General features: G+C 71.4%; 22 protein-coding genes and 1 tRNA gene. 12 read left to right on the top strand and 11 right to left on the bottom strand.

Annotated elements, in window-relative coordinates:
- Positions 1–43: 43 nt before the first annotated feature.
- On the bottom strand, positions 44–2428 hold the full coding sequence (locus IEZ10_RS07170) for a family 20 glycosylhydrolase (protein ID WP_189245631.1): 2385 nt from the start codon (positions 2426–2428) through the stop codon (positions 44–46).
- Between the two features lie 171 nt (positions 2429–2599).
- On the opposite strand from IEZ10_RS07170, the gene IEZ10_RS07165 reads away from it, so the two are divergent.
- The 6 genes from IEZ10_RS07165 to IEZ10_RS07140 all read left to right on the top strand — a co-directional run bounded on the left by IEZ10_RS07165 (position 2600) and on the right by IEZ10_RS07140 (position 8852).
- Positions 2600–3787 (top strand): ROK family transcriptional regulator, encoded by a 1188-nt coding sequence (locus IEZ10_RS07165; RefSeq protein WP_189245630.1) that lies wholly within the window; start codon positions 2600–2602, stop codon positions 3785–3787.
- Positions 3788–3873: 86 nt separating this feature from the next.
- Positions 3874–5364: a sulfatase family protein gene (locus IEZ10_RS07160; RefSeq protein WP_189245629.1), complete on the top strand. Its 1491-nt coding sequence runs from the start codon at positions 3874–3876 to the stop codon at positions 5362–5364.
- Positions 5361–6131: an ABC transporter permease gene (locus tag IEZ10_RS07155; RefSeq protein WP_229811026.1), complete on the top strand. Its 771-nt coding sequence runs from the start codon at positions 5361–5363 to the stop codon at positions 6129–6131. Before IEZ10_RS07160 ends, IEZ10_RS07155 begins: the two co-directional genes overlap by 4 nt.
- Before the next feature lie 5 nt (positions 6132–6136).
- Positions 6137–6919, top strand: coding sequence for an ABC transporter ATP-binding protein (locus tag IEZ10_RS07150; RefSeq protein WP_189245743.1), 783 nt, complete (start codon positions 6137–6139; stop codon positions 6917–6919).
- Positions 6919–7908, top strand: a complete 990-nt coding sequence (locus IEZ10_RS07145; RefSeq protein WP_189245628.1) for an aliphatic sulfonate ABC transporter substrate-binding protein — start codon at positions 6919–6921, stop codon at positions 7906–7908. Before IEZ10_RS07150 ends, IEZ10_RS07145 begins: the two co-directional genes overlap by 1 nt.
- Positions 7908–8852: a formylglycine-generating enzyme family protein gene (locus IEZ10_RS07140; RefSeq protein WP_189245627.1), complete on the top strand. Its 945-nt coding sequence runs from the start codon at positions 7908–7910 to the stop codon at positions 8850–8852. The genes IEZ10_RS07145 and IEZ10_RS07140 overlap by 1 nt, the downstream gene beginning before the upstream one ends.
- Positions 8853–9035: 183 nt before the next feature.
- Here the strand turns inward: IEZ10_RS07140 and IEZ10_RS07135 are convergent, their stop codons facing one another.
- Complete coding sequence (locus IEZ10_RS07135; protein WP_189245626.1) at positions 9036–9863, bottom strand: SDR family NAD(P)-dependent oxidoreductase; 828 nt, start codon at positions 9861–9863, stop codon at positions 9036–9038.
- 27 nt (positions 9864–9890) lie between these two features.
- Positions 9891–10517 (bottom strand): TetR/AcrR family transcriptional regulator, encoded by a 627-nt coding sequence (locus tag IEZ10_RS07130; protein WP_229811024.1) that lies wholly within the window; start codon positions 10515–10517, stop codon positions 9891–9893.
- A 278-nt stretch (positions 10518–10795) separates the two neighbouring features.
- Here IEZ10_RS07130 and IEZ10_RS07125 point away from each other — a divergent pair, with 278 nt between their 5' ends.
- Positions 10796–11440 (top strand): SRPBCC family protein, encoded by a 645-nt coding sequence (locus IEZ10_RS07125; RefSeq protein WP_189245624.1) that lies wholly within the window; start codon positions 10796–10798, stop codon positions 11438–11440.
- Between the two features lie 52 nt (positions 11441–11492).
- On the opposite strand, the gene IEZ10_RS07120 is transcribed toward IEZ10_RS07125, so the two are convergent.
- The 4 genes from IEZ10_RS07120 to IEZ10_RS07105 all read right to left on the bottom strand — a co-directional run bounded on the left by IEZ10_RS07120 (position 11493) and on the right by IEZ10_RS07105 (position 16222).
- Positions 11493–12050 (bottom strand): YceI family protein, encoded by a 558-nt coding sequence (locus tag IEZ10_RS07120; protein WP_189245623.1) that lies wholly within the window; start codon positions 12048–12050, stop codon positions 11493–11495.
- Between the two features lie 206 nt (positions 12051–12256).
- Entirely contained in the window at positions 12257–14074 is a 1818-nt protein-coding gene (locus IEZ10_RS07115) for a hypothetical protein (RefSeq protein ID WP_189245622.1), read from the bottom strand.
- A gap of 286 nt (positions 14075–14360) precedes the next feature.
- Entirely contained in the window at positions 14361–14840 is a 480-nt protein-coding gene (locus IEZ10_RS07110; protein ID WP_189245621.1) for a pyridoxamine 5'-phosphate oxidase family protein, read from the bottom strand.
- Positions 14837–16222, bottom strand: a complete 1386-nt coding sequence (locus IEZ10_RS07105) for an MFS transporter (protein ID WP_229811023.1) — start codon at positions 16220–16222, stop codon at positions 14837–14839. Before IEZ10_RS07105 ends, IEZ10_RS07110 begins: the two co-directional genes overlap by 4 nt.
- A 121-nt stretch (positions 16223–16343) precedes the next feature.
- On the opposite strand from IEZ10_RS07105, the gene IEZ10_RS07100 reads away from it, so the two are divergent.
- Complete coding sequence (locus tag IEZ10_RS07100; RefSeq protein WP_229811022.1) at positions 16344–16742, top strand: winged helix-turn-helix transcriptional regulator; 399 nt, start codon at positions 16344–16346, stop codon at positions 16740–16742.
- 125 nt (positions 16743–16867) lie between these two features.
- Positions 16868–17845, top strand: a complete 978-nt coding sequence (locus IEZ10_RS07095) for a diacylglycerol/lipid kinase family protein (protein WP_189245619.1) — start codon at positions 16868–16870, stop codon at positions 17843–17845.
- A 161-nt stretch (positions 17846–18006) separates the two neighbouring features.
- Here the strand turns inward: IEZ10_RS07095 and IEZ10_RS07090 are convergent, their stop codons facing one another.
- The 3 genes from IEZ10_RS07090 to IEZ10_RS07080 form a co-directional block, all read right to left on the bottom strand.
- Entirely contained in the window at positions 18007–18606 is a 600-nt protein-coding gene (locus tag IEZ10_RS07090; protein ID WP_189245618.1) for a hypothetical protein, read from the bottom strand.
- 103 nt (positions 18607–18709) lie between these two features.
- Positions 18710–20095: a selenium-binding protein SBP56-related protein gene (locus IEZ10_RS07085; protein WP_189245617.1), complete on the bottom strand. Its 1386-nt coding sequence runs from the start codon at positions 20093–20095 to the stop codon at positions 18710–18712.
- Between the two features lie 293 nt (positions 20096–20388).
- A complete protein-coding gene (locus IEZ10_RS07080; RefSeq protein WP_189245616.1) occupies positions 20389–22161 on the bottom strand; it encodes an asparagine synthase-related protein in 1773 nt (590 codons plus the stop codon).
- Between the two features lie 405 nt (positions 22162–22566).
- Between IEZ10_RS07080 and IEZ10_RS07075 the strand changes: the two genes are divergently transcribed.
- From IEZ10_RS07075 to IEZ10_RS07065, 3 genes are all read left to right on the top strand, one after another.
- A complete protein-coding gene (locus IEZ10_RS07075; protein ID WP_189245615.1) occupies positions 22567–24033 on the top strand; it encodes a vWA domain-containing protein in 1467 nt (488 codons plus the stop codon).
- Positions 24034–24273: 240 nt separating this feature from the next.
- Positions 24274–24346: transfer RNA gene (locus IEZ10_RS07070), tRNA-Ala, on the top strand.
- Between the two features lie 193 nt (positions 24347–24539).
- Positions 24540–24896, top strand: a complete 357-nt coding sequence (locus tag IEZ10_RS07065) for a hypothetical protein (protein WP_189245614.1) — start codon at positions 24540–24542, stop codon at positions 24894–24896.
- A gap of 127 nt (positions 24897–25023) precedes the next feature.
- On the opposite strand, the gene IEZ10_RS07060 is transcribed toward IEZ10_RS07065, so the two are convergent.
- Positions 25024–26166 (bottom strand): hypothetical protein, encoded by a 1143-nt coding sequence (locus IEZ10_RS07060; RefSeq protein WP_189245613.1) that lies wholly within the window; start codon positions 26164–26166, stop codon positions 25024–25026.
- Between the last annotated feature and the right edge of the window lie 75 nt (positions 26167–26241).

The following is a 26241-nucleotide window of genomic DNA, read 5'->3' as shown; positions in this document are numbered from 1 at the left end:
GGGTGGGCCCCGATCCACGTGATCGGAGCCCACCCGGCCGGGGTCAGCCCACCGTCACGGTGAGCGTTCCCTCGACCGCGGCCCAGCCGGGTCTCTTGATCCGGAGGGTGCCGGTGTAGCGTCCCGCGCCGGGGAAGGCGCGGGTGGAGACCGCGGTGAAGGCCCCGTTGTTCCACATCTCGGGGATGCTGCCCGGCCGGTCGGTGGTCAGGGTGACCGTCTCCTGGACGCCGTCGCTCCAGGAGATCGTGGCGGGCAGGTCACCGGCGGCGTATCCGGGCGCGGTGACGGTCCACCGCGCCTGGCCGGGTGAGCCCGAGGTGCCCAGAACCGCGATCCGCCAGGGGACGTCGGCCGTGGGGAAGAAGTTGACCTTCGCGACCGTCAGCCGGCCGCCCGCGACCGACAGCCGCTCCTTGAAGTCCTGGTAGTCGCGCTGGTCCTGGGGGGTCCATCCGACCTCCGCGGTGGCGATCACCCGGGGGTAGTTCCAGTACTCGGCCTGGCGGATGCCGCGGATCCACTCACCCCACAGGGCCGACTCCACGCCGTGCACGCTGGACTCGGCCACGCCGGGCAGGAACGCGCCGGGGTCCCAGCCGTAGTGCCGGTCGAGCCCGCACACCCCGCCGCAGGCCCAGGTGCCGCCCTGCGGCTGGCGCGGGTCCTGCCGCTGGGGCACGTAGGCGTTGGAGGCGGGGGAGAGCACGACCTCGGCGCCGCGCTCGGCGACGGCCCTGGACACCTGCGCCTTGTCGCCGTTCCAGTACTGGACGATCGCCTTGTCCTTGGGGAGCGCGGTGGAGGAGTACTCGTTCCAGCCCATCACGGTCTTGCCGAGGCCGGCGACGTCCTGGGTGAAGGCGTCGACCATCTTGGTGTAGTCGGCGTGACCGGTGGAGTGGGCCTCGTCGCCGCCGATGTGCAGGTACGGTCCCGGGGTGAGCCGGGCGAGCTGCGTCAGCACCTGCTCGGCGAACTCGTAGGTGGCGGGCGAGGCGGAGTCCAGCGAGGAGTAGCCGACCGCGCCGGTGCCGTTGGCCGGCACGGTGGTCTGGCCGGCCGCCGGGCGGGGAAGCGCCCCCGCGGTGTTCAGCTGCGGGATGGCGTGCAACGCCGCGTTGGTGTGGCCGGGCAGGTCGATCTCGGGCACGACGACCATGCCGTTCTCACCCGCGTACCGGACGATCTCGGTGTAGTCGGCCTTGGTGTAGAAACCGGTGTGGCCCAGCTCGGTGCCCATCAGGTTGCCGTTGGCGTCCCGGGTCATCGCGGTGGCGCCGCTGACCCGGGTGAGCAGCCCGTAGTCGATGCCCGCGGGGTTGTCGGCGGGGGTGTCCATGGCGATGCGCCAGCCCTGGTCGTCGGTCAGGTGCAGGTGCAGCCGGTTGATCTTGTACTGCGCGGCCGTGTCGATGTAGCGCTTGACGTCGGCGACGGGATAGAAGCTGCGCGCCACGTCGAGCATGACGCCCCGGTAGGCGAAGCGGGGGTAGTCGGTGATCGTCACGGCGGGCACCGACGGCGTTCCGCCGGCCGGGACCCACTGCGGCAGGAGCTGGCGCAGCGTCTGCACCGCGTTGAGCGCGCCGTTGGCGGTGGCGGCCTCGATGGTGACGGAGCCGGAGGTCACCTTGAGGGTGTAGCCCTCCTCCTCGTGCCCGGCGGGTCCCTTGCCCGGACCGACGGAGACGAAGATCGGCGAGGGACCGTCACCGTGGGCGGCGACGCGGACCCGGTATCCGGTCGCGGTGCGCAGCAGCCGGGCCAGGTGGTCGGCCGGGGCCTGCGCGCCGGCGCCCGAGGTCACGATGCGCGTGTTGCCGTGCAGGACGAACGGCTGCCCGCCGTCCTCGGTCAGGGAGACGGGTTTGGGCAGCAGGCCGAGCGTCGGCTTGGGCGCCTGGGGAAGGTTCCAGATCTCGAACTCCGAGATCGAGTAGCCGTAGCCGGCCCACCGCTTGCGGCCCTGCATGCGGACGTAGGAGACCGGCCGGTCCGCGCCGACGTCGATGACGTCGACGCGCGGGCAGGTGTCGCGCTGGAGGGAGGCGACGTCGGTCCAGGTGAGACCGTCGGCCGAGGTCTGCAGCACGAAGTCGCGGGCGCAGGCGTTGGGCCACCTGAGCGTGACGTGATCGACCTTCGACGGCTCGGCGAGCTTGACCTGCACCCAGTTGTCGTCGGCGTACTTGGACGACCAGCGGGTGGCGGCGTCTCCGTCGATCACGTGGGCGGCCGCGAAGTCCGGCCGGTCCAGCTCCACGCTGGAGGCTTCGGCGGTGCCGGACAGTGCCAGGTTGACGGGGGCGGGTGCGGCCGTCGCCGTGGACGGCGCCGGTGCGGCGAGGGGGAGGGCGGCGGCCAGGAGGGCGGCGAGGGAGAGCCGTTTGATCGGGGGGATCAAGCGACGGGGGGCGTCGGGCATGAGTCTCCTCAGGAACGATGACGGGCCGGTGGTGCCGGGGGCCCGGTCGGTAACGCCAGAGTCTTCGCCTCGACCCCTATTTAGTCAATAGTTCGGAATATAACCTTCCGAGGGGCGTCGCCTTTATTCCGAAAAGTTGACAAAAATTGACCTGACTGTCACCATGCGGGCATGAGCAGGCCCGCCGACGCGCTGCAGCGCCTCCGACGAGTTCACGAGGAGGCGGTGCTCGACAACCTCCGGACGAGTGGCGCGCTGAGCCGGGCCGAGCTGATGACGCGCACCGGCCTGTCCCGGACCACCCTGTTCGCGATCATCTCAGACATGATCGAGCAGGGGGCGATCGTCGAGACCCGCGGCCCCGAGAACGGCCCGCGGGGCCGGGGCCGCCCGGCGGCGCAGGTCAAACTCAACCCCGAGGCCGGCCAGCTCATCGGGCTGGAGCTCGCCCGGCAGCAGGTCCGCGTCGCCGTGGCCAACGTCTCCCACCAGATCGTCGCCACCGACGCGATGGACCTGCCGCGGGACGGCGACCTCGACGCGCAGGCCGAGATCGCCGTCTCCCTGGTCAGGCGGGTGGTGCGGGAGCGCGGCGTGCGCCTGAGCGCGCTGGAGGCGATCGGGCTGGGGATCGTCGGCGTCGTGGACGATCCGGACGTGCCCCTGGGCCTGGTGCCCGCCCGGTACTCCCCCATCACCGCGCGCCTGGAGCGGGAGTTCGGGGTCCGGGTGGCGGTCGACAACAACGCGAGGCTCGCGGCGCTGGCGGAACGCACCTGGGGCGCGGCGAGGTCCGTCGACAACGTGGTCTACGTGCGGTGGTCGATCGGCGTCGGCGGGGGATACATCCTCGGCGGCCGGCTGGTGCGCGGCGCGCACGGCGCGGCCGGGGAGCTCGGCCATGTCTCCCTGGACCCGGACGGGCCGCCCTGCCACTGCGGAAGCCGCGGCTGCCTCGAGGGCCGCATCGGCGGCCCGGCGCTCCTGGACGCCTGCGCCGCCCGCGGCGTGGCGTTACCCGGCCTCGCCGAGCTGGTCACCGCGGCCCAGGACCGCGTGCCCGAGGTCTGCCAGGTGATCTCCGCCGCCGCGGGCGACCTCGGGAGGGTCCTGGCCGACACGGTGGTGCAGCTCGACCCGGAGCGGGTGGTCCTGGGCGGCGAGCTGTCCGCCCTCGGCAGCCTGGTGCTGGACCCGGTCCGCGGCGCCGTCGCGTCCCTGTCGCTGCCGAACTCGCCGCGCAGGATCGACGTGGTCCCGGGCGACCTGGGGCCGAGCGCCTCGGCCCTGGGTGCGATCGCGCTGATGCTGCACGAGGAGCCGGTCATCGCCGAGCACCTGCGTCCGACGGTCGGCTGACAAAAAGATCTCACCCTCACCTCTTGTGGTTCATCCTTCCGCCAATTAACGTCAAGCCTCAGGAAAAATTTGACCGGAGGGTGAGTTTGAGTACCCCACGCAACGTCCTGTTCCTCATGACCGACCAGCACCGGACCGACACCCTGGGCTGCTACGGCAACCCGTCGGTGCGCACCCCGGCGCTGGACGGCCTGGCCGCGGAGGGTGCTCGGTTCGACCGCTTCTACACTCCGACCGCGATCTGCACCCCCGCCCGGGCGTCCCTGTTCACCGGCCTGCACCCGTTCAGGCACGGCCTGCTGGTCAACCCCGAGCGCAACGGCGGCGCCCGCGACGAGGTGGCCGACGAGCACCCGGTCCTGCCGGGGCCGCTGCTGGAAGCCGGATACAACATGGGCCACGTGGGCAAGTGGCACATCGGGAGGAACCGCGGCCCGGAGTTCTACGCCATGGACGGCGAGCACCTGCCGGGCGCGCTGAACCCCTTCCACCACCCGTCCTACGAGCGGTGGCTGAAGGAGAACGGCCACCCGCCCTTCGCGGTGCGCGAGGCGGTCTTCGGCAAGGCCCCCAACGACTCCGGCCGCGGACACCTGATCGCCGGCCGGCTCCAGCAGCCGGTCGAGGCCACGGTCGAGACCTTCCTCGCCGACCGGACCATCGAGCTCCTGGAACGCTACGCCCGCGACTTCCGCGACGGCGGGAAGCCGTTCATGCTCTCCTGCCACTGGTACGGCCCGCACCTGCCCTACCTGATCCCCGACCACTACTACGACATGTACGACCCGTCGCTGGTCCCGCTGCCCGCCTCGATGGCCGAGACCTTCCACGGCAAGCCCGAGGTGCAGCGCCGTTACGCCGAGTACTGGTCGGCCGACCACTTCGACGCCGACGCCTGGCGCAAGCTGATCGCGGTGTACTGGGGCTACGTCACGATGATCGACGACCAGATCGGCCGGCTGCTGACCCGCCTGCGCGAGCTGGACCTGTGGGACGAGACCACGGTGGTGTTCACCGCCGACCACGGCGAGTTCACCGGCTCCCACCGCCTCAACGACAAGGGGCCGGCGATGTACGAGGACATCTACCGCATCCCCGGCATCGTGCGCGTGCCCGGCGCGGCTCCCCGCGTCGTCGACGACTTCGTCACGCTCATCGACCTCAACCCGACGATCCTCGAACTGGCCGGGCTCCCGCCGCGGTCTCCGTGCGACGGCGAGAGCCTGCTGCCGCTGATCAGAGGTGAGGCGGCCGACGGCCGCGACCAGGTCGTCACCGAATTCCACGGCCACCACTTCCCCTACTCCCAGCGCATGATCAGGGACCGGCGGCACAAGTTCGTCTTCAACCCCGAGAGCGTGCACGAGCTCTACGACCTGCAGAGCGACCCGCACGAGCTCAACAACGTCTACACCGTCCCGGCCTACGCGGAAGTGCGCCGGGACCTCACCCTCCGGCTCTACCGGGAGCTCCAGCGCCGGGGCGACCCCGCCTACACCTGGATGAGCTACATGGCCGACATCGGCGGCGACCGCGCCGCCGACGTGGACGGCGTCGCGGACGAGGTCGCGCCGTGAGCCGGTCCGCGAAGAGGCCCGCGAAGGGGTCGGCCCTGCTGCTCACCGCCGGCTCGGGCGTGCTCGGCCTGCTGGTCTGGACGCTGCTCGCCAACAGCGGCATCCAGGGTTTCCCCGGCCCGCTGTCGGTCGTCGAGCGCTTCGGCACGCTGGTCGGCGACGGGACGCTCCCTCTCGACCTGCTCGCCAGCCTCCGCAGGGTGCTGATCGGCTTCGTGCTCGGCGTGGTGCTCGCCGTACCCGTCGGTTTCCTCATGGGGTGGTATCCGGCGATCCGCGGCCTGATCGAGCCGTGGCTGCAGTTCTTCCGCATGGTCCCGCCGCTGGCGATCATCCCGCTGGCCATCGTCCTGCTGGGCATCGGCGAGACGCCGAAGATCTTCGTCATCTTCCTGGCCTCGTTCCTGTCCTCGGTCGTCTCGACCTTCCAGGGCGTGGTCTCGGTCGACAACACGCTGATCAACGCGGCCCGGGTGCTCGGCGCGAAGGACCGCACCGTCTTCACCGGCGTGGTCATCCCGGCCTCCACCCCCTTCATCCTGGTCGGCATGCGGATCGGCCTCGGCGCCTCGTGGGCCACGGTCGTCGCCGCCGAGCTCATCGCCGCCCAGGAAGGTCTCGGCTACCGGATGCAGCAGGCACAGCTGTACTACGACCTTTCCACGATCTTCGTCCAACTGATCGTCATCGGCCTCGTCGGCCTGCTCATGGACCGCGCCCTGCTGCTGGCCGAGCGACGCCTGACCGGCTGGCAGGAACGGAGGTGAGCACGGTGACTCCCAAGATCGAGTTTCGCGGGCTCTCGCATCGCTTCGAGCTCGGCGCCGGCGACTTCGCCGCGCTCGACGACGTCGACCTGTCGATCGCCGAGGGTGAGTTCGTCACCGTGGTCGGCCCGTCGGGATGCGGCAAGAGCACGCTGATGAACGCGGCCGCCGGCCTGCTGACCCCGACCGGGGGCGAGGTCCTGGTGGACGGCGCCGCCGTGCACGGCCCCAGCCCGCAGCGCGGGGTGATCTTCCAGCAGTACGCGCTCTTCCCCTGGATGAGCGTCCGCAAGAACGTCGAGTTCGGATTGAAGATCGCCGGAGTCGGCCAGGCCGAGCGGCGGGCCAAGGCCCAGCACTTCATCGATCTGGTCGGCCTCACCGACTTCGCCGACGCGCTGCCCAGGACGCTGTCCGGCGGGATGAAGCAGCGCTGCGCCATCGCCCGCGCCTACGCCGTCGACCCCACCGTCCTGCTGATGGACGAACCCTTCGGCGCCCTCGACGCGCTGACCAGGGTCCAGCTCCAGGACCGGCTCCTGGACACCTGGAGCCGGGATCGGCGGACGGTCATGTTCATCACCCACGACGTGGACGAGGCGGTCTACCTGGCCAACCGGGTGATCGTCATGGCCGCCCGGCCGGGCCGCGTCCACCAGGTCATCGACGTCGGCCTGCCCTACCCCCGCTCGGAGGAGATCAGGCTGTCACCCGAGTTCGCCGAACTGCGCCGGCAGGTCTGGCACGCCGTCTACCACCAGCCCACCACGCTCGAAGGATCCCCCTGATGAAGTTCCCCCTCCGGGTGGCCGCCGCCGCTCTGGCCCTCCTGCTGCCCCTGACCGGCTGCTCCTCCGGTGACGACGACGGCTCCAAGGCGGTGCGGTTCGGCTACATCGCCGACTTCTCCGGCGCGGCCGTCCTGGCCGTCGCCGACAAGCAGGGCCTGTGGGCCAAGCACGGCCTCAAGCCGGACCTGAAGGTGTTCACCAACGGCCCGCTGCAGGTCCAGGCGCTCGGCTCGGGCGACCTCGACTTCGGCTACATCGGCTCCGGCGCGGCCTGGCTGCCGGCCAGCGGCAAGGCGAAGATCATCGCCCCGAACATGCTCGGCATCGCCGACAGGGTGATCACCCACGCCGGTTCGGGCATCAACGGGATCGCCGACCTGAAGGGCAAGAAGATCGGGGTCCCCGAGGGCACCTCCGGCGACATGATCCTGCAGCTGGCCCTGAAGAAGGCCGGGCTGACCATCAAGGACGTGCAGAAGGTCACCATGGACCCGAGCACCGTGGTCACGGCGTTCTCCGCCAAGCAGGTCGACGCGGCGGCCATCTGGTACCCGCTGATCGACAACATCAAGAAGAACGTCCCCGACCTGGTCGAGCTGACCAAGAGCGAGGACTTCTACCCCCAGGTCAGCTTCCCCAGCTCGTTCGTCGCCCGCAACGAGATCGTCAAGGACGACGCCGCGACGACCACCAAGGTCATCAAGGTGATCCAGGAGGCCGACGACTGGATCGCCGCGCACACCGCCGAGGCCGAGCAGCTCACCGCGACCTTCCTGAAGGCGCCGGCCGAGCAGTTCAAGGGCGCGTCCGCGGTCACCAAGATCCTTCCGACCTCCGAGCTGACCAAGCTCGCGGGCGACGGAACGGTGGGCGGCTGGTACAAGAACCTGGCCGACGTCTTCGTCGACATGGGCAAGATCACGGAGTCGCCCGACCCCGGCACCTACTTCACCGCCGACCTCTACCGGAACGCGGCGAGCGGCTGATGACGGACGCCTGCTGCGCGCCGGGCCGGGGTCCCGCCCGGGAACGCTCCATCCCCGCCCCCGTCCCCGCGCGACGCGCGAACGCCGGCGGCGGCATGGCGGCCATCCCGGGCGGCCCCTTCCTCATGGGCGGCGAGGACCCCGACGGCTGGGCGGCGGACGGCGAGGGGCCGGTGCGGGAGGTGACGTTGTCGCCGTTCCTCATCGACCCGGTGTGCGTGACCAACGCCAAGTTCGCCACCTTCGTCAAGACCACCGGCTACCGGACCGACGCCGAACGGTACGGCTGGTCGTTCGTCTTCCAGCACTTCGCCGACCCGCGCCACGTCATCGACGGCACCGTCCCGGGCGCCCCCTGGTGGGTGGCGGTGGCGGGTGCCGACTGGCGTCGCCCGGAAGGCCCCGGATCGGACGTCACGTCGCGGCAGAACCACCCGGTCGTCCACGTCTCCTGGAACGACGCGGCCGCCTACGCGGCCTGGGCGGGCAAGCGGCTGCCGACCGAGGCCGAGTGGGAGATGGCGGCGCGCGGCGGGCTCGTCCAGGCCCGTTACCCCTGGGGCGACGAGCTGACGCCGCGAGGGCGGCACCGGTGCAACATCTGGCAGGGCACGTTCCCGCGCTCGAACACCGGTGCCGACGGCTACGTCGGCACCGCGCCGGTCAAGTCCTTCGCGCCGAACGGGTACGGCCTCTACAACACCTCGGGCAACGTCTGGGAGTGGTGCCTGGACCGGTGGAGCACCGACTGGCACGTCGCGGAGTCCGCGCTCACCCGGGTGGACCCGCAGGGCCCGCCGGCCGGCGAGGCACGTGTGATCCGCGGCGGCTCCTACATGTGCCACGACTCCTACTGCAACCGCTACCGGGTGGCCGCTCGGACCGGCAACACGCCGGACTCCTCCACCGGGCACAGCGGCTTCCGCTGCGCGCTCTCCCTCTGACCCGTCCCGCGGCCCCTCACCGGGCGCCGGAGCCGGAGCCGGGGCCGGGAAGCGGCCGGAGCGCGGCCGTACGCCGGAGCGAGCCGCACCGGTTCGCGAAGGTCCCGCGAAGGTCCCGCGAAGGTCCCGCGAAGGTCCCGCGAAGGTCCCGCGAAGACCGGTACGGCTCGGGCCGGCGTCCGCTTAGGCGGTGTCGCCGCCGTCGGCGAGCAGGGTGCTGCCGGTCATGAAGGCCGACAGGTCCGAGGCGCAGAACAGCGCGACGCGCGCAATGTCGTCCGGGGTGCCGACCCGGCCGATCGGGCTGTTCAGCATGAGGTCGGTCGGCGGAAGATCGGCGAGGTTCACGCCCGCGGCCGCGGCCATCGCCAGGTTGCCCTCGGTGGGGACGAAGCTCGGTGCGACCCCCAGTACGCGGATGCCCATCGGCGCGAGTTCGAGGGCCAGCTCGCGGGTCAGGCCGCGAGCGGCGTGCTTGGAGCCGACGTAGGCGGCCAGGCCCGGCGCGCTGCCCCGGAACCCGGCGGTCGAGACGATGTTCACGATGACGCCGCCCCTGCCGCCGTCCGGGCCGGCGGCCGACATGCGCCGGGCCGCCTCCCGCGCGCCGACGAACACGCCGCGCGCGTTCACGGCGAACACCTGGTCCCACGTCTCCTCGGTCATCTCCAGAAGCGGGACGGCCGGGAAGATGCCGGCGTTGTTCACCCAGATCTCCAGGCCGCCGAGCTCGGCGACCGCGCGGTCGGCCGCGGCGGCCACGGCCGCGGCGTCGGTGACGTCCATGGCGGCGCCGATCGCGCGCACCCCGTGGCGCTCGGCGAGCTCCTTCGCGGCGGACACGGCCGGCTCCTCGTCGAGGTCGCCGATCAGCAGGTCGGCGCCGGCCTCGGCCAGGCGGGCGGCGATGGCCTTGCCCAGGCCGCGGCCGCCGCCGGTGACGACGGCACGCCTTCCCTTCAGGGAGATGAGCTGGGCCAGGGACCTGTCCGACACATCGGCAGTGGTCATGAACGGTCTCTCCTTCGGTTTCGAGGATCAGGGCGGGGCTCGGTGGCCGCTCTCGTTGACGCGGTAGTGCGCGTTCAGCAGCGGCCAGGCCATCTCGGCCATCTCGGCCGAGGGCCGGGGGCACGCGTCTTCGAGCCACTCGACGGCCACGCCGACGAGCGCGCCCGCGGTGAAAGCGGCCATCACGTCATGCGGGACGCGCTCGGGCCACCTGCCGGCGTCCGCGCACACCAGGCGATCGTGGATGACCGCGGCGACACGGCGACGCAGGTGCCCGATGACGCGCGCGCTGCCGTGCGAGCCCAGCAGCGCGCGATACAACCCCGCGTGGCCGAGCAGGCTGTCGAAGAACGCCGTCAGCGACCCGATCGCCTCCCGCACCAGCTCCGCCGAGTCGAGCGCGGGGCCCGGCACGGAGTCGATCAGGTCGTCGATCATCGCGGTGCAGGCGTCCTCGGCCAGTTCGTGCACGTCCCGGTAGTGGTGGTAGAAGGCCGAACGGCTCACCCCGGCGCCCTCGGCCACGTCCGAGACGCTGATCCGGGACAGGTCCCGCTCCTCGGCCAGCTCGATCAGCGCATGGGCCAGGGCGGAGCGGGTGCGGCGTACACGCCGGTCACCCGATGCGGTGGTACTGACTCTGGGGCCGGCCACGCCCGCCATCCTCACCAAAAACGACAGATGTAAGATTTCTTGCACCTGTAGCATATCGGCAGAAACCTCGGCGCCGGACAGGGGGTCGAGGGCGAGGACGGCGGCCGCCGCTGAGGGCGCGCATCACGCCCAGTGCCTTCGAGTGGCTCGCGGAACAGCGATGGCTCCGCCGGGGGTCCGGTGCCTCGCCGGGTCACGTTTTCGGAGCCGAGGGTTCTAAATCACGAGGACATGCGATAAAAGATCGTTTGTCCTTATCATCTCTTTTTGAGGTACATGTGAAGAAGCTCCTTCGACTTCTTGCCACCCCGCTGTTCGCCACGGCCCTCGTTCTCACCACCTTCTCCGGTCCCGCCCGCGCCGACGCTCCCGAGAGCGATGCCGAACTCGCCGCCGAGTGGCAGGCCGCGTGGGACACCTACAGGTTCTACGACTCCGCGCCTCCCCGTCCGGGGTCGGGCCGGAGCTGGGAAAAGGCCCGCATCTCCATCGAGATCGACGCCCCGGTGGAGCGCGTGTTCGCCGCGTATTCGGATATCAACCATCACATCGGCATGCATTCGTTCCTGAAGCGTGTTGTCACCCACGACGACCGGTCTCAGGCCGGCACGCGCACCATCGATTTCACGGCCATCGAGGAGATCCCGTACGAGGGCACGATCGTCACCAGCAAGACGCACGCGCAACAGCGCATTGACCTCACCGGTCTCAGGTACGAGACGGACACCTGGTCGCTGCCCGGCGTCGTCACGCACCAGAAAATCCTCTTCAAGGAGCGGGACCACGGGAAGACCGAGGTCATCGAGCATCTCACCTTCGACGCGGACACCTCGCTGATCGATTTCGTCGTCACGAACGGCGTCGCCTCCCACGAGCAGACACAGGCCGCCCTCAAACAGGCGATCGAGAGCGGCGAGCTCTGATCCGCCGCCGGGCGGAGCCCTCGCTCTTCGGACGCGCCTCGCCCGGCCGGGATCACCGCTCCGGTGTGAGGCCGACGTCGAACCGCACCTCGACCTCGTCGCTGAGTTTGAGCGTGCCGAAGAACGCCGAGTAGGGCCGGATCCCCCATCGGGTCTGCGCGATGACCGCCGAACCGCGCACGCGGCCCCCGGCCAGCACGCCCTGAATCGTGACGGGCCGGGTGACGCCGACGATGGTGAGATCACCCTGGACGCGGAACGACTCCGCGGTCCCGCTGATCCGCGTCGACCGGAACGTGATCGTCGGGTGGCGCTCGGCGTGAAGGATCTTCTCCTGGAGGATCTTTTCGATCTCCCGGCGGTCGGAGTCACTGAGCGGCTTGACGCCACCGACCCCTTCCCGGACCTCGAACGACTCGACGTCGGCCTCGACGGTCACCGAGGAGCCGGCCGGGTCGGCGGGGTCGACCGTGGCGTCGCCGCGCCAGCGGGTGACCTCGATGGTGAGGTCATGACCGACCTTCGCACCCAGTCCGGTGCGGGTCGTGTTCACAAGGAGCCGGCCGGATTCGGGCCCCAAGGAGTGACGGCCGGCGGTGATGCTCACCATTCCAGGCTAGCTCGCACCCGGAGGGCCGTGGTGGCCCGGTGAGGGGACCCGGCCCCTCACCGGGCGCCGGGGCCGGAGCCGGGGCCGGGCCGGAGCTGGGACCGGGGCCGGGAAGCGGCCGGAGCGCGGCCGTCCGCCGGAGCGAGCCGTACCGGTTCGCGAAGGTCCCGCAAAGGTCCCGCGACGACCGGTACGGCTCGGCCAGGTCAGCTCTGGCAGGTCACCGGATAGGCGGCCTGGGCGACCGGCCTGTTGTGGTTCAGCACCTCAAGGCCAACGGTTCCGCTGGTCTTCGAGTTGCGGCTCCAGTAGGCCGACTGCACCTGCACGACTCCGCTGCCCTCCACGGTGAGCGTTCTGGACGTCTGCGGCTCCCCGTCGATCACCCAGCGGTAGGTGATCTGCGTTCCGGGAGCCGCCGCGAACCCGCCGTGGGCGGTCACGTACGGCGCGGTGACGCAGTCACCGTAGTAGGCGACCGGCGTGAGCTCATTGATGCGCACGGCTCCCGGGGAGGGGTCCGGCGGAACGCACGTCCAACTGTAGGCCCCCTCCTTGACCGGCTTGTTGTGGTTCAGCACCTCCAGGCGCACGATGCCGGTTCCGCTGGTCCTGGCGGAGCTGTACCAGAAGTCGCCGATCGACTGTATGACGCCGGGCCTGAGGCGCTCGCTCCTGGTCGGACCGGGCTTGCCGTCGACGACGAAGCGATACCTGATCTCGGTCTCCCGGTCCGTCGTGACCAGCGCGCTCGTTCCGGCGCTGAAGGAACCGTCGCAGTCGCCCCTGAAGAGGGGGGTCAGCAGATAGCGGACGGTCAGGTCGGCCCTCTCGGGTTCCGCGGCGCAGGCGACGGTGAACCGGTGCTCGGCGGGTCCGGCCGGGCCGCCCTCCACCATGAGGCCGATCGTATGGTCGCCGCCGGCGCCGGGGCCGAGGCTCCAGGTGGCGGAGACGTCCTGGGACCGGGGCCGGTCACCGGCCGGGAAGTCGAGGACCTGGCGCTGCCAGGCGGTGCCGTCGAGAATCCACCAGTAGGTGACCTGCCTCGCGGGTCCCGCCGGAAGGGTGACGCGTCCAGCGGCCTGGTAGGCGAGGGGCTCGGTGCAGTCGCCCTCGTAGTCGCCCGGGGTGACGCCGACGATCCGTGGCTCCGGCTTCCCCGCCGGCGGCCCGGTGGGGGTCGGCGTGGGGGTCGGCGTGGGGGTGGCCGACGGTGAAGGTGACTGCGGGGTGGTCCTGCAGGTCACCGCGTAGGCGGCGCGCGCCGAGTCGTGGCCGTTGGGGCTGAGAATGTGGACGGCCTTCCAGCCGCTGGTGGAGTTGCCCACCCCGAGCGGCAGGCTGACCTGCCGGCTGCGGGGTCCGCCGGCGGCGAAGTGCATCGACTCCGGCAGGGACTCGCCGGTGACGCTGTCGATCCACTGGTAGCCGACCCTGGCCGGGGTGCGCGACACCTGGATGGTGGCCGTGAAGGTCACGGTCGCGGGGCAGGCGCCGCTGTGGACCGGCGGGCGGGCGTCGAGGGCGGCCGCGACGGTCAGCGGCTCGCCGGGCCGGGCGGGCAGCGGATTGGCGACATCCCACACCTTGGCGGGACCCGCGCAGGTGACGCGGAATCGGGCCTTGGCGGACAGGCTCTTCTTACCGAGGATCTCGACGGCCTGCCAGCCGGAGGTGGTGCGGTCGTAGGTCTGGCGATCCCGCACGACCGCTTTGCGTGCGCCGTTGACGCGCAGGCTCTTGACGGCGCCCGCGCCGCCGTCGCTGCGCACCCACCGGTAGCGGACGGTGCCCCGGCCCTTGGCCGTCACCACGGCCGAGAAGCCGACCGTGGTGGGACAGCCGCCCGACCGCTTGGCGGGACTCGCCCCGACCCGGGCCACGGCCGCCTTGACGGCGGGCACGGCCTTGGCGGGCGCGACGGCGGGCACGGCCTTGGCGGGCGCGGCCCGGACGACAGGAGCGGCGAGCGCGGTAGGTGCGGCCAGCAGCCCACCGAGCACCAGGGTGCCAAGCAGCAACGCTGTCCTTTTCATGGGGATCCCTTTCTTCACATGCGAAGAGACCATGGTCGTGATCACCGCTTGTGATTCGCTTGGACCGCTTGTGATTCACTTGGGCCGCTTGGGAATCATCCGGTCCCTGCTGGGACTCGCCGCACGCGAGTGGTGTGCCCCCTGGGCCTGCGGAGGCGGATTCCTGGGTTCTTGCGCCGCCTCGACCCGATCCGCCTGATCGGGCGGGACCTCGTCGTTCTCCGGGCCGGCGTGGCCGTCGGCCCCATGGCCCCCGGGGTCCGGCGTCCCCTCAAGTGAGCACGGGGGGCTTCCGCCAGATCCTGCCGCGCAGGTCCATCCCGCGGATGACCTGGATCCGGTACGGCTCCAGCCGCAGGACGTGCAGCTTCGGGTCGGACGGCGAGCGCCAGAAGTTCCCGGGGTCGTACCCGGCCCCCCTCGGGCTGGTCCTGCGGTACAGGTCCCACACGTGCCGCCTGGCCTCCAGGTCGTCGACCCAGCCGGCGACCGCGTCGACGGCGACGGAGTCGTTGCCGGGCGACCAGTAGGAGAAGCTCGTATTCGGGTTCCCCGCCAGATGGGCTGCCTTGACGGGCGTCCTGTAGGTGGCCAGCCAGCCCAGGGGCTCACCGTCGGCGTTCTCCCAGACGGGGATGAGCACGCGGGTGCGCGGCCGGCCGGCGGCGTCGACGGTGACCATGGTGGAGTAGACGATCGAGCCGACGAAGGCGTTGAACTCCTGCTCGATGTCGGCGAAGACGGTGGTCATCGGGTGCGTCCCTTCCTGAGCCCGAAGGCGCTGACCGCCGCGGCCAGGACCGCCGCGACGAGCGGCACGACGAGGGCCGGCCGGTAGCCGCCGGCGAGGTTCTGCGAGGTGGAGATGACGGCGGTGGTGGCGGCCAGGCCGAGCGCGGCGCCGAACTGGAAGGAGGTGTAGAGGAGCCCGCCCGCGAGCCCCTGCTCGCTCTCGTCGACGCCGTCGGTGGCGACGATCGTCAGCGGGCCGTAGGCGAGGGCGAACGCCACCCCGAGGATGATCATCGTGGGGAACATGGCGGCGTAGGTCCAGTCCATGCCGACGGGCAGGAACAGCGCGTACGACAGGGTGGCCAGGAGCAGGCCGTACAGGATGACCCTGGCGTTGCCGAAGCGATTGACCAGCCTGGGGGTCAAAGTCGGCGCGAGGATCGCGTCGGCGCCGATCGCGAGCATGGCCAGGCTCGTCTCCAGCGAGGTCCAGCCGCGTAGTTCCTGCAGGTAGAGCACCGCGACGAACTGGAAGCCGAAGAACCCGGCCGAGAAGAGCAGCCCCATCACGTTGGCGCGCAGCAGCGGCCCCGAGCGGAGGATGCCGAGCCGTACCAGGGGATGGGGTGACCTGCGCTCGATCACCACGAAGGCGGCGAACAGCGCCAGCGCCGCGGCGATCGTCGCCGCCGTCACGCCGGGACCCACGTGGGTGGCGCGCTCGATGCCGCCGACCAGCAGCATGATGGCACCGGTGACCGTGACCGCGCCCGCCAGGTCCACCCGCCGCCCCGCGGGCCGCCGCCGCTCGGGCCTCGGAATCAGCGGCACCGCCGCCACCAGGATGACCAGCGAGAGGAGGGCGGGCGTGAACAGCACCCACCGCCAGTCGGCCTCGGCGAGCAGGCCGCCGAGCACCAGCCCCAGCGAGAACCCGCCGGCCGCGGTGCCCGAGTAGACCAGAAGCGCCTGGTTGCGTTGCCTGCCCTCCTCGAAGCCGGTCGTGATGATCGACAGGCCGGCGGGCGTCATGACCGCCGCCGCGACCCCCGCGAGGAACCGCGCCGCGATGAGCGTCCATCCCTCGCTCGCCAGGCCGCCGAGCGCGGACACCACCATGAAGACCGCGAGCCAGGACAGGAACATGGAGCGTCGCCCGAACAGGTCCGCGGCCCTGCCGCCCAGCAGCATGAACCCTCCGTAGCCGAGCACGTAGGCGCTCATCACCCACTGCAGCTCGCCGGTGGACAGGCCGAGGTCGGCCCTGATCGCGGGCAGGGCGACGTTGAGCATGGCGACGTTGACGCCCTCAAGGAAGATCGCGCCGCACAGGACGAGGAGCATGCCCCACGCGCGCGGCGTCATCCGCCCGAGCGGAGGTGATTGGACGATTGCAGACATGGCGAATCCCTGGGTGAGGAAAAGTGAGTCGGTTCCTTCTTGTAACCGAAAGCATCATGCGTGACCATGGGGAAGCATGGAAGACGGCACTTCAAAGGCACCGGGTTACTGCTGCGGAACCATGGACGACGACGTGTGGCAGTGGGACACGCGGGCTGACTGCGAGGTCCGGCAGATCCTCGACAGGATCGCCGACAAGTGGTCGCTGCTCGTCATCGCTCTCCTGGAACGCAGGACCATGCGCTTCACCGAGCTCCGCCGCGAGATCGACGGTGTGAGCCAGCGCATGCTGACGGTGACGCTGCGCCATCTGGAGCGCGACGGCCTCGTGGAGCGCACCGTCCATCCCGTGGTGCCGCCGCGCGTCGACTACGCGCTCACCCCGCTCGGCGCGACGCTGCACGAGGTGATCAAGTCGCTGGTCGTCTGGACCGAGGAGCACCAGAACCACATCGCCGTGGCGCGCTCCGCCTACGACGCCAGGATCGCCGCCGAGGAACGGCTGCTCGGCGCCCCCTAGACCGCTCGTGCCGCAGGCGGCCGCCGGACGGGGGAGGGGAGGCCGGCGGCGTTTGCCGGTTGCCGGGGAGGGAAGCCGTCCGCTGGGTCGATCGGCGGGATCGACGTGGTGTTACGGAGGTTCCCATGCTGCGGCAGGAGCGGAAGGTCGGCACGGTCGCGGTGATCGCCCACCAGCGGAAGACGATCGGCGGCGGGCTGGACGAGCTGCGCAGGCTTCTCGCGGAGGAGGGCGTCGAGGACCTGCTCTGGCACGAGGTGCCCAAGAGCAAGAAGGCGCCCAAGCAGGTGCGCAAGGTGCTCAAGGAGGGCGCGGACCTGGTGGTCGTGTGGGGCGGTGACGGCATGGTGCAGCGCTGCGTGGACGTGCTCGCCGGTTCCGGCGTCACCATGGCGATCATCCCGGCGGGTACGGCCAACCTCTTCGCGCGCAACCTCGGCATCCCCGAGGACCTCCCCGAGGCGGTGCGGATCGCCTTCCACGGGGAGAGCCGCAAGCTGGACCTGGGCAAGGTCAACGGGGAGCACTTCGCCGTCATGGCCGGCCTCGGTTTCGACGCCGAGATGATCAAAGACGCCGACCGGGGGCTGAAGGACCGGCTGGGCCGGGCGGCCTACTTCTGGACCGGCCTGCGGCACGTCCGCGGCGAGCTCGTGCACATGGAGGTCAAGCTCGACAAGACCACCTGGTTCGAGGGGGAGGCGAGCTGCCTGCTGCTGGGCAACGTCGGCACCATCACCGGGGGCATCGAGGCGTTCGACGACGCGCAGCCCGACGACGGATGGCTGGAGATCGGCATCACCACGGCCAGCGGCCCCATCCAGTGGGCGCGGGTACTCGGCCGGATGAGCGCCGGGCGGTCCGACGAGTCCCCCTTCGTCCGGATGACCCGGGCGCGCAAGATCAAGGTCAAGCTCGCCGCGCCGATGCCGTACGAGCTGGACGGGGGCGCCAAGGGCACCGTCACCGAGCTGAAGGCCAAGGTCGTGCCCGGCGGCATCACCGTCCGCGTCCCCGTCGCCGCGCCCGAGGAGGACGACCGGACCGTGGAGCATCCCGGCGACCGCGAGCACCCGGACGGCCGGGCCGACGGCCGGAGCTGACGGCCGCCCTGCCTCCACTGGCCGGAGCCGGCGCTCTCCGCGCCCAGGCGGGCCTGGGGGCACCGGCCGCGCACGGGTACGGCCCGGCCGGTGCCGGTCACGGGCCGGTCCGCGGCGGGCCGCGGCGGGCTTCGGCGGGCTCCGGCGGCGAGGGCGTCCGCTCAGGACAGCGCCACGAAGGCGCCGGCGCCGATGAGGGCGACGGCCCAGGCGAGGTCGAGGTTGAACCACGCCCTGCGCAGCACCGCCACCCCCAGCCGGTCGTAGACGACCAGTGCCACGACGGCGGTCGTGGCCAGCATGGCCAGCGCGTGGGTCGCCGTGGCGACCAGGCTCTGCGAGGCCAGCGCGGCGGCCCCGTCGCCCTCGTGCAGCGTGACGGGGACGACCATCAGGCCCGCGCCGTGGGCGGTGGACATCAGGAACGACCACCCGGCGAGCTGCCAGGCGTTGACCCGCATGCCCGTCCGCCGGTGGCGGTGGCGCCGCAGCAGCCGCCAGACGCCGAACCCGGCCACCAGCGCCGCGACGCCGTACGTGACGATCCGGGGCGGGGCCGCCAGCCGGGCCGCCGACACCAGCGCCAGCGTGGCCAGCACCGAGCCGGCGTGGCCGAGCACGATGGGCGGCAGCGCCCGCAGCACCGCCGCCCGCGAGCGTTCCTGCAGGCCGAGGGCGACCGCGAACAGCCAGCCCATCGCCGGGTTCAGGCCGTGGAAGGCGCCGAGCCCGGCCAGGATGAACAGGGACGTCAGGTCCATGGGCCCGTCCCACCCCCTTCGATGACCGTGGTCCGCGGGTCCGGCTCGATGACCGCGGCGTCGGCCGTGTCCGCTCCGTCTCCTTCGGTGACCGCGGCTCCTTTCAGGGGAAGCAGTAGGAGTCGGAGGAGGAGTCGCCGCCCTGCAGCCGGATCTGGTGGGCGCGCCGGCCGTCGGCGGCGAAGTCGACGAAGAAGGACTCGTCGAGGGAGAGCGAGCCGTCCTCGCCGACGTCCACCCTGACCATCCAGCTGGAGACGCCGTCGGGGTAGAAGACGTCGTCCCAGGAGCGGTAGAGGGAGTTGGTGAAGTACACCCGCCGGCCGTCCCTGCTGGTCTCGACCATCTGCGGGCCGCCGTTCAGCGATCGGCCGGGGGCGGCGGGGTGGGCGGCGCGCCGGGCGATGCCGCCGAGCCGCACCGAGCCGGTCTGTCGTGGCGCGAACGGGTCGGAGACGTCGTAGGCCCGCAGTTCGCCCGTGCCCCAGCAGGAGATCAGCAGGAACCGGTCGTCGAGGGACAGCGAGATGTCGGTGGCCAGCGGCGGGACCGCGCCGAACTGCCGGAGCGGCTCCGGGAGCGCCTCGGCGGGCGCCGGTTCGGCCGGGATCGTGATGGTCTTGCGGGCCTTCCAGACGTCGTCCTCCAGGTACCAGGTGAAGACGGCCGCCGACAGGTCCTCGACGTTGATCACCGTGTTGACGAAGCCGTGGGTCTTCGTCGGGTCGTGGGAGGGACGCAGCTCCAGGGCCATCTGGTGCTCGTCGCCCAGGTCGATCTCCTGCAGGTGCCGGCGCTTGACCAGGTCCCAGACGTGCAGCCGGTGACCGTACCGACGGCCGGCCAGCATCTCCAGCGACGGTCCCGGCTCGATCTGGTTGGGCGTCGCCCACTCGCTGGTGATCATCGTGTCATGGCCCAGGTGCCACCAGAAGTCGTAGTGCAGCTCCTGCGGCCCGCGGTCGACCTCCCAGCGGCCCTTGGGCTCGAAGGTGTCGTGGTCGAGGGTGAAGACCCCTCCGGGGGCGTCGCCGTTCACGTCGCCGAGGGCGCTGACGTAGATCGCGTCGGTGCCGCAGTGGACGGTGTGCGGGCGGCTGTAGCCCGTTCTGGCGAAGAGCGTCTCCGGCTTGATCGTCTTGACGATCCGGGGGCGCTTCGGGTCGTCCTTGACGTCGAGGATGTGGATCCTGCTGGAACGCAGCCCCGGCACGACGAGGTAGCGCCGCTCGACGTGCGGGTGCGGCGCGTACGGGCACAGGGCCGCGCTGCACACGTTCCAGCCGAAGTGGTGGAGTTCGTCGCCGGGGACCGGCATGTCGAGTGTGGCGGCGATCGACCCGTCGGACAGATCGACGGTGGCGATCGCGTCGGGACGCCCGCCGCCCGCGGCGTCGAGCAGGGCGACGTAGGCGAGTTCCTCCCGGGGCGCGAGCATGGCCTCGCGGGCGGACGGATAGAAGGTGGGATCGGGCTGGATGAGTGCCATCGCGGACTCCTGAGCCGAGATAGATACCCTACCAATAAAGTGGGAAAACTCTTCGCTGTCCAGAGGTGATTTTAGGTAACCGCTCCGGTGGACTCGCGGGTGGCGCGCCGGGCCGGCTTCGTGCCGCCGTACCGAGCATGACGAGATCCCGGCGGCCCCGGTGGAGGGCGTGCCGGGGGGCGGGCCGCCGGATCCCCGAGCGCCGGCCGGTTCAAGGCGTCCGGTTCAAGGCGTCCGGCTCAAGGTGGCGGGCCGGGGGCGTCGCGGCCGGCCGGACGCGCCCCGGCGGGGACTCAGGACGGAATCGGGATGGTGACCGGCTCCAGACCCTCGGGGGCCTTGCCGGGGTAGGCGCCGGACAGCATCGTGGCCACGGTGTAGAGGTGCCAGACCTGGGTGGGCTTCTTCAGCGCCGGCCCGTCGAACAGCGCGCGGACCGCGTCGGGGCTCACGATCGGCGCCAGCAGGTCGAGGTGGCCGAGCACGTGGTCGCGCAGCAGGCCGGTCAGCTCCTCCCCGGGGCTCGTCCGCCAGTTCCACCCGCCGCCGCCGGTCTTCGGCGCCGACAGCGTCTGCGGCCTGCGCTGCCAGGGGTAGTAGCGCCTCCCGGCGGTGAACCGCCACGGCTTGCCCTCGATCGGGACGTGCCTGAGCGGTGGCGCGAGCCGGCCGATGAGCTCGTAGATGACCTCCTCCGACAGCCGCCAGAGCTGGTCCAGGCCCAGCGCCGCCCGCACCACCCGGTTGTCGAGGAACGGCCAGACGGGGTCGCCCCGGCGGTGGGCCCCGGCGCGGGCCCCGGCCTGCCAGCGGCCGACCTTGTAGGCGATGTACATGTGGTCGAGCGCCTCCAGGGCCGGCCGCTCCTGCCAGGGGCGGGCCAGCTCGCGGGCGTGCTCGTTGGCCTCCCCGCGGAACAGCGCCTTCTCCCGCAGGAACGTCGTGTCGATCCGGCGGCGGAGCGCCTCGGCGCTCAGGTCGGACTGCAGCAGCAGGAACCCGCCCGCCCGCAGGATCTCCCCGCTCTGCCCCGACATGGTGGGTTTGGCGTTGTAGGGCAGGTAGCCGACGATCGACTCGTAGGCCGACGTCATGCCCTCGCACGCCCGCAGTGTCTCGTACGTCCGCGCCAGCGGGTGCTCGACGACGATGGCGTCCTTCTTCTCCGCGCGGACCGGGGGGATCACCGTGTGCTCGATGCCGAGCGCGTGGGCGATCCGCCCGGCGATGACCACGTCGGGGTGGGTGTCCAGGCCGTTGGTGGTGGCGCGCAGCGGGATGCCGGCCGCGTGCAGCACCGCCGCGACCAGGCGGCTGTCGCGGCCACCGGTCAGAGCCAGGTTCACCGGCTCTCCGGCCGCGCGCAGCGGCTCCACGGTCGCGAGCAGGGCGTCGGCCAGCTCCTCCACCAGCGCCTTCTTCTGCCTGCGCGAGGTGGGCGCGGGCCCGGCGGTGGGCAGCGGGTTCTCGGTGATCGTACGGCGCCCGCCCGCGACGGTGACGACCGAGGCCGGGGGCAGCGCGCTCACCCCCCGGTAGGGGGTCTCGTCGGACAGGAAGTAGCCCTGGCGCACCATCGACTGCAGCGCGAGGACGTCCCACTCGATCCGCTCGCCCGTGGCGGCGAGGTGGACCAGCAGCGCCCGGCTGCCGACGATGTGCAGGTCGGGGGTCTCCGCGTAGTAGACGGGGCTGGCGCGGTGGATCGCCGTGGCGGCCGACAGCTCCGCCGTGGTCGCCCGGAACACCGCGAAGCACCCGCTCACCGCCTGAGTGTCCAGATCCGCCGCGCCCGCCAGCCGGTCCACCTCGCCGGGTGCGGCGAGGTAGCCGTTCACCCCGGTCACCCGGTCCGGCCCGGTCACCAGCAGGGGCGGCTTGCGGGAGTCGTCGGGCTCGTTGGTCCAGGCGAACATCGAGACGCCGGGACGGTGCCACTCCCGGGACCTGATGACCTCGGGGGGGACGGGGAACGCGGCGTCGATCGCGTTCCGCACGGTGTGCAGCGTCTCCTCCGGGATCACCGCCCCCGGGTGTCTGGCCGCCAGGCCGAGATACACGCGCATGGTGAGAAATCTTATGGTGTCTTTTTTCCAGACATATAGGGATCTGTCGTAAGCCTGGACGCCATGAACGGGATCGAGGCGCCGTGACGGGCGCGACCTGCACCGAAGCCCCGATCCCGCGACCGTCCCCGACCCGCACGACCGTCCCGGACCCGTACCGAAGTCCCGACCCCGCACGATCGTCCCGGATCCGCACGGAAGTCCCGACCCCACGCGACCGTCCCGGATCCGCACGGAAGTCCCGACCCCGCATGATCGTCCCGGATCCGTAGGGCGCCGCGCCCGCCGGACGGGCGCGCCGGTCACGCGCCGGGCACGGTTGGCGCTCGCTTGGGTCAAGCGTCCGGCGCGGACGCGGCAGGGATCGTCGTAACGGGTGACGCGTACCCCCCCCAGGGAGGCGACATGAACCCGCGCCCGCTCGCCATCGTCCTCGCCGTGATCGTCCTGATGCTCGCCGCCGCCTGCGGAAGCGGTTCGAACGCTCCCGCGCCCGCCCGCCCGGAGACCGACTCGGGGCAGGCGCCCCCGGGCGTCTCCCAGGAGCGCGACTCCTCCGGCCGGCGGGACGCCACCGCCGAGCAGATCTCCACCTTCGCCCTCGACGTGGACACCGCGTCCTACGACTACGCCAGGCGGCTGCTGAAGGAGGGAGAGCGGCCGGAACCGGCCCGGATCCGGCCCGAGGAGTTCGTCAACTCCTTCCGGCAGGACTACCCGGAACCCTCCGACAACGGCTTCACCGTCCAGGTGGACGGCGCCCGGGTGCCGGGCAACGGCGCCGCGCTGGTCCGGGTCGGCCTGCGGACCCGCGGCGCGGAGGCCGGCGCGCGGCGCCCGGCGAACCTGACCTTCGTGGTCGACGTCTCCGGGTCGATGGCCGAGCCCGGCCGGCTCGACCTGGTCCGCGAGGCCCTGCACACGCTCGTCGGTCAGCTCGGGGCGGGGGACCGGGTCTCGCTCGTCGCCTTCAGCGAGGAGGCCGAGCCGATCATCCCCATGACCTCGGCGAGCGGCCGCGACCGGCTGCACGCCGCCGTCGACCGGCTGGCCGTACGGGGGACCACCGACCTTGCGGCCGGGCTGACCGCCGGCTACGCCGAGGCGGCCCGGAGCTTCAGCCCGGCGTCCACCAACCGGGTCATCCTGCTCTCCGACGGCCTGGCCAACACCGGTGAGACGAGCTGGCGGGGCATCCTGGACCGGGTGGCCGACAACGCCGGGCGGCGGATCACCCTGCTGTGCGTCGGCGTCGGCCACGAGTACGGCGACGAGCTCATGGAGCAGCTCGCCGACAACGGCGACGGCGCCGCCGTCTACGTCAGCACGGCCGACGACGCCCGCCGGGTCTTCGCCGAGCAGCTCGCCGCCAACCTCGACCTGCGGGCCCGCGACGCCAAGGCGCAGGTCGTGTTCAATCCCTCGACGGTGGAGTCCTACCGGCTGGTCGGCTACGAGAACCGCCGGCTCGCCGCCGAGGACTTCCGCGACGACGCCGCGGACGGCGGGGAGGTCGGGCCTGGCCACGCGGTGACGGCCCTGTACGACGTGCGGTTGCGCGAGGGGGCGGGCGGTCAGCTCCTCACCGCCGCCGTCCGCTGGCAGGACCCCGACACCCGGGCGCCGGGTGAGACCAGCCGCTCGGTGGAGACCGGCGACCTGGCGGGCTCGCCGTGGGAGGGGCCGTCACCGAGGTTCCAGGTGGACGTGGTGGCGGCCGCGTTCGCCGAGTACCTCCGCGCCCGCGAGCCGATCGCCGGGGTGGACTCCGGGGAGCTCGCCCGGCAGGCCGCCCGCCTGGCGACACTCACCGAGGACGCCGCCGTGCGCGAGCTCGCCGACCTGATCGGCCGGGCCACGTCCCTCGGCTGAGCGCCGGGCGGGCCGTACCGGGCCGTGCGGACCCTGCTCGGCCGGGCGGTGTCCCTCCGCCGGGCACAGGGGGCCGTACCGGGCCGCGCCGCGCCGTTCTTCCCGGCGGCATCGAGCCGGTCGGGCACCGTGCCGTACCACGCCGAGCCGTTCCGGGGGCGCCGAATCGAGTACGGCTCACGGTCCGATGTCCTATACACTGGCTTGGTGCCGCCGGGTGAAGGCCCGGCGGAGCACCGAGGGGCTATGGCGCAGCTGGTAGCGCGCCTCCATGGCATGGAGGAGGTCTGGGGTTCGAATCCCCATAGCTCCACAGAGGGCCGTTCTTGAAACGGCCGGACTGAAGTTGACGGGATCCCGTCTGATCGTTGAGATCGGGCGGGATCCCGTCGTTTCAGAGGCTTCCAGGTCACCTTCGGGCGTCTCTGGGGCCTCTGTGGTGGGTGTCGCGGAAGGCTCGGGTGGTGTCAGGCCGCTGGAGGAGCACGAGAATCGCGCCGCTGGACATGGCGAAGCCCGCGGTTGGCGTGATGCTGTGTGTTGATCTTCCGGATTGCGGCTTAGGTTCCCTGTGGTGGTTTCCCTGTCGGGATCGGCGGATCGGCTGCGTTTTGATCGTCGAGTTCGGTTGTGATGTCGTCCGGTGCGGGCTCGGGCTGGTGGGTGTGCCGCCAGGCGTCGAGGAAGTTGTCGTTGGCGACGGTGACGATGAGCGCGATGAGCAGCGTCTGGGCGACACGGCCGTGTGCGGGCCGGTTCTTGGCTTCGCCGAGGTCGGTGTCGAAGCCCTTCAGCCTGCCGTTGATTTGTTCGGTGTCGGCCCGAACGGACTTGCAGGTCCCGATTCGGCGGGACTGAGGTAGGCCACGTCCTGGCGAGGGTTCGGGCGTTCACACAGCGGTGATCTGCTCGGTGGCCGACCGCAGCGTCTCGACGAGGAACCCGACAGCCCCGGTGTCTTTGGGGGCGGAGGCGGAGAGAACGGCCGGCTCAGCGGTCCCCTGCGGCCAGGAGCAGGTTGGCGTCGACCCGGGCGAGGCCGAAGACGTTCGAGCCGCCTTCGGTGTACCCGGCCTTGCGCTTCCACCGCCGCCCGTCGTAGTGCAGCAACGTGACTTCGGTTGTCACGTCCTCTTCGTAGCCCACCGCCCACACGTCGTCCTCGCCGACAGCGGCGACGCCGTACAGCGAGCCCTTCCACCTGGGGGGTTCGACCTGCGTCCATGAGTTTCCGTTCCAGTGCAGGATCAGCGGTTTGCCGGTGCCGTACTCGTCACAGTCCCCTGAGGCGCTGCGCTCACCCACGGCCCATACGTCGGACGGCCGGTTCTGCCAGATGTGCCGCAGCATGCCCTGGCCCAGCGCGGGCAGTCGCATCTCCACCGGCGCGCTGCCGGGAGTCGCACTGTGCCAGATCGCCGGGCGTGAATCAGCGCATCGCCCGCTGGACGAGCTGCCCGCGATCCACACTTGCCCGGCTCCGGCGTCCACGGCGCGGAATCTGCCTCCGCGCGGGACTTCCTGCTTGCCGAAACGCCTGCCGTTCCAGGTTACGAGGACAGGGACGGACGTCTTGCCCTCCCCCCGCCTGCCGATCAGGAACGCCCGCGAACCGTCCACGGCGACGTCGGCCAGCGCGCCGACCTTCGGGAGCTGGGCAGGCTTGAACGTCTTCCAACGCCGGCCGTCCCAGCGCAGGGCGAAGGGGAACCGCACCTCCTCGGAGTCCTCGTCGCGGTCGCCGGTGTCGCCGACTGCCCAGACCTCGTTCGGTCCGTCGGCGTCCACGCCCGACACGATGGAGTCGATCGCGTCGGGGAATCGCTCGGACAGGCGCTGGTCGACACGCCATCCGTCGCGGTCCATCCGCAGGAGCACGCCGTTGGGCGGCTCGTCCTCCGCTGTTACGGCATAGCCGACCGCCCAGGCCGCGTCCGGGCCCGCCACCGCCACGTCTAGCACCGTGTCGGCGCTGTCGTCAGAGGCATCCTCGTCCTCCTCGTCGTCGAGGTCGCTCTCTGTGGGCGACGCGGCAGGGGTCGTGCTCGCCGCCGGTGTCCTCGGCACGGTGCCCGCTGGGGCTGCCGTGCAGCCCGCCAGGACGAGGACGCAGACGATCCACAAGATCTTCATGGTTTCCGGAGTCTCGCAGACACTCGGGCATGATGTGACGTTTCTGGCGCCTCCACAGCGCGCACGTGACGGTGG

The sequence above is a fragment of the Streptosporangium pseudovulgare genome (assembly GCF_014648055.1).
GTDB lineage: Bacteria > Actinomycetota > Actinomycetes > Streptosporangiales > Streptosporangiaceae > Streptosporangium > Streptosporangium pseudovulgare.
Note: the sequence above shows the minus strand (reverse complement) of the source record. Positions and strands in the feature narration are given on the sequence as shown.

Coding starts and splice junctions, on each gene's coding strand:
- IEZ10_RS07170 (WP_189245631.1), bottom strand. CDS start 2,428: ATGCCCGACGCCCCCCGTCGCTTGATCCCCCCGATCAAACGGCTCTCC.
- IEZ10_RS07165 (WP_189245630.1), top strand. CDS start 2,600: ATGAGCAGGCCCGCCGACGCGCTGCAGCGCCTCCGACGAGTTCACGAG.
- IEZ10_RS07145 (WP_189245628.1), top strand. CDS start 6,919: ATGAAGTTCCCCCTCCGGGTGGCCGCCGCCGCTCTGGCCCTCCTGCTG.
- IEZ10_RS07140 (WP_189245627.1), top strand. CDS start 7,908: ATGACGGACGCCTGCTGCGCGCCGGGCCGGGGTCCCGCCCGGGAACGC.
- IEZ10_RS07135 (WP_189245626.1), bottom strand. CDS start 9,863: ATGACCACTGCCGATGTGTCGGACAGGTCCCTGGCCCAGCTCATCTCC.
- IEZ10_RS07120 (WP_189245623.1), bottom strand. CDS start 12,050: ATGGTGAGCATCACCGCCGGCCGTCACTCCTTGGGGCCCGAATCCGGC.
- IEZ10_RS07110 (WP_189245621.1), bottom strand. CDS start 14,840: ATGACCACCGTCTTCGCCGACATCGAGCAGGAGTTCAACGCCTTCGTC.
- IEZ10_RS07105 (WP_229811023.1), bottom strand. CDS start 16,222: ATGTCTGCAATCGTCCAATCACCTCCGCTCGGGCGGATGACGCCGCGC.
- IEZ10_RS07100 (WP_229811022.1), top strand. CDS start 16,344: ATGGACGACGACGTGTGGCAGTGGGACACGCGGGCTGACTGCGAGGTC.
- IEZ10_RS07095 (WP_189245619.1), top strand. CDS start 16,868: ATGCTGCGGCAGGAGCGGAAGGTCGGCACGGTCGCGGTGATCGCCCAC.
- IEZ10_RS07090 (WP_189245618.1), bottom strand. CDS start 18,606: ATGGACCTGACGTCCCTGTTCATCCTGGCCGGGCTCGGCGCCTTCCAC.
- IEZ10_RS07085 (WP_189245617.1), bottom strand. CDS start 20,095: ATGGCACTCATCCAGCCCGATCCCACCTTCTATCCGTCCGCCCGCGAG.
- IEZ10_RS07080 (WP_189245616.1), bottom strand. CDS start 22,161: ATGCGCGTGTATCTCGGCCTGGCGGCCAGACACCCGGGGGCGGTGATC.
- IEZ10_RS07075 (WP_189245615.1), top strand. CDS start 22,567: ATGAACCCGCGCCCGCTCGCCATCGTCCTCGCCGTGATCGTCCTGATG.
- IEZ10_RS07065 (WP_189245614.1), top strand. CDS start 24,540: ATGGCGAAGCCCGCGGTTGGCGTGATGCTGTGTGTTGATCTTCCGGAT.
- IEZ10_RS07060 (WP_189245613.1), bottom strand. CDS start 26,166: ATGAAGATCTTGTGGATCGTCTGCGTCCTCGTCCTGGCGGGCTGCACG.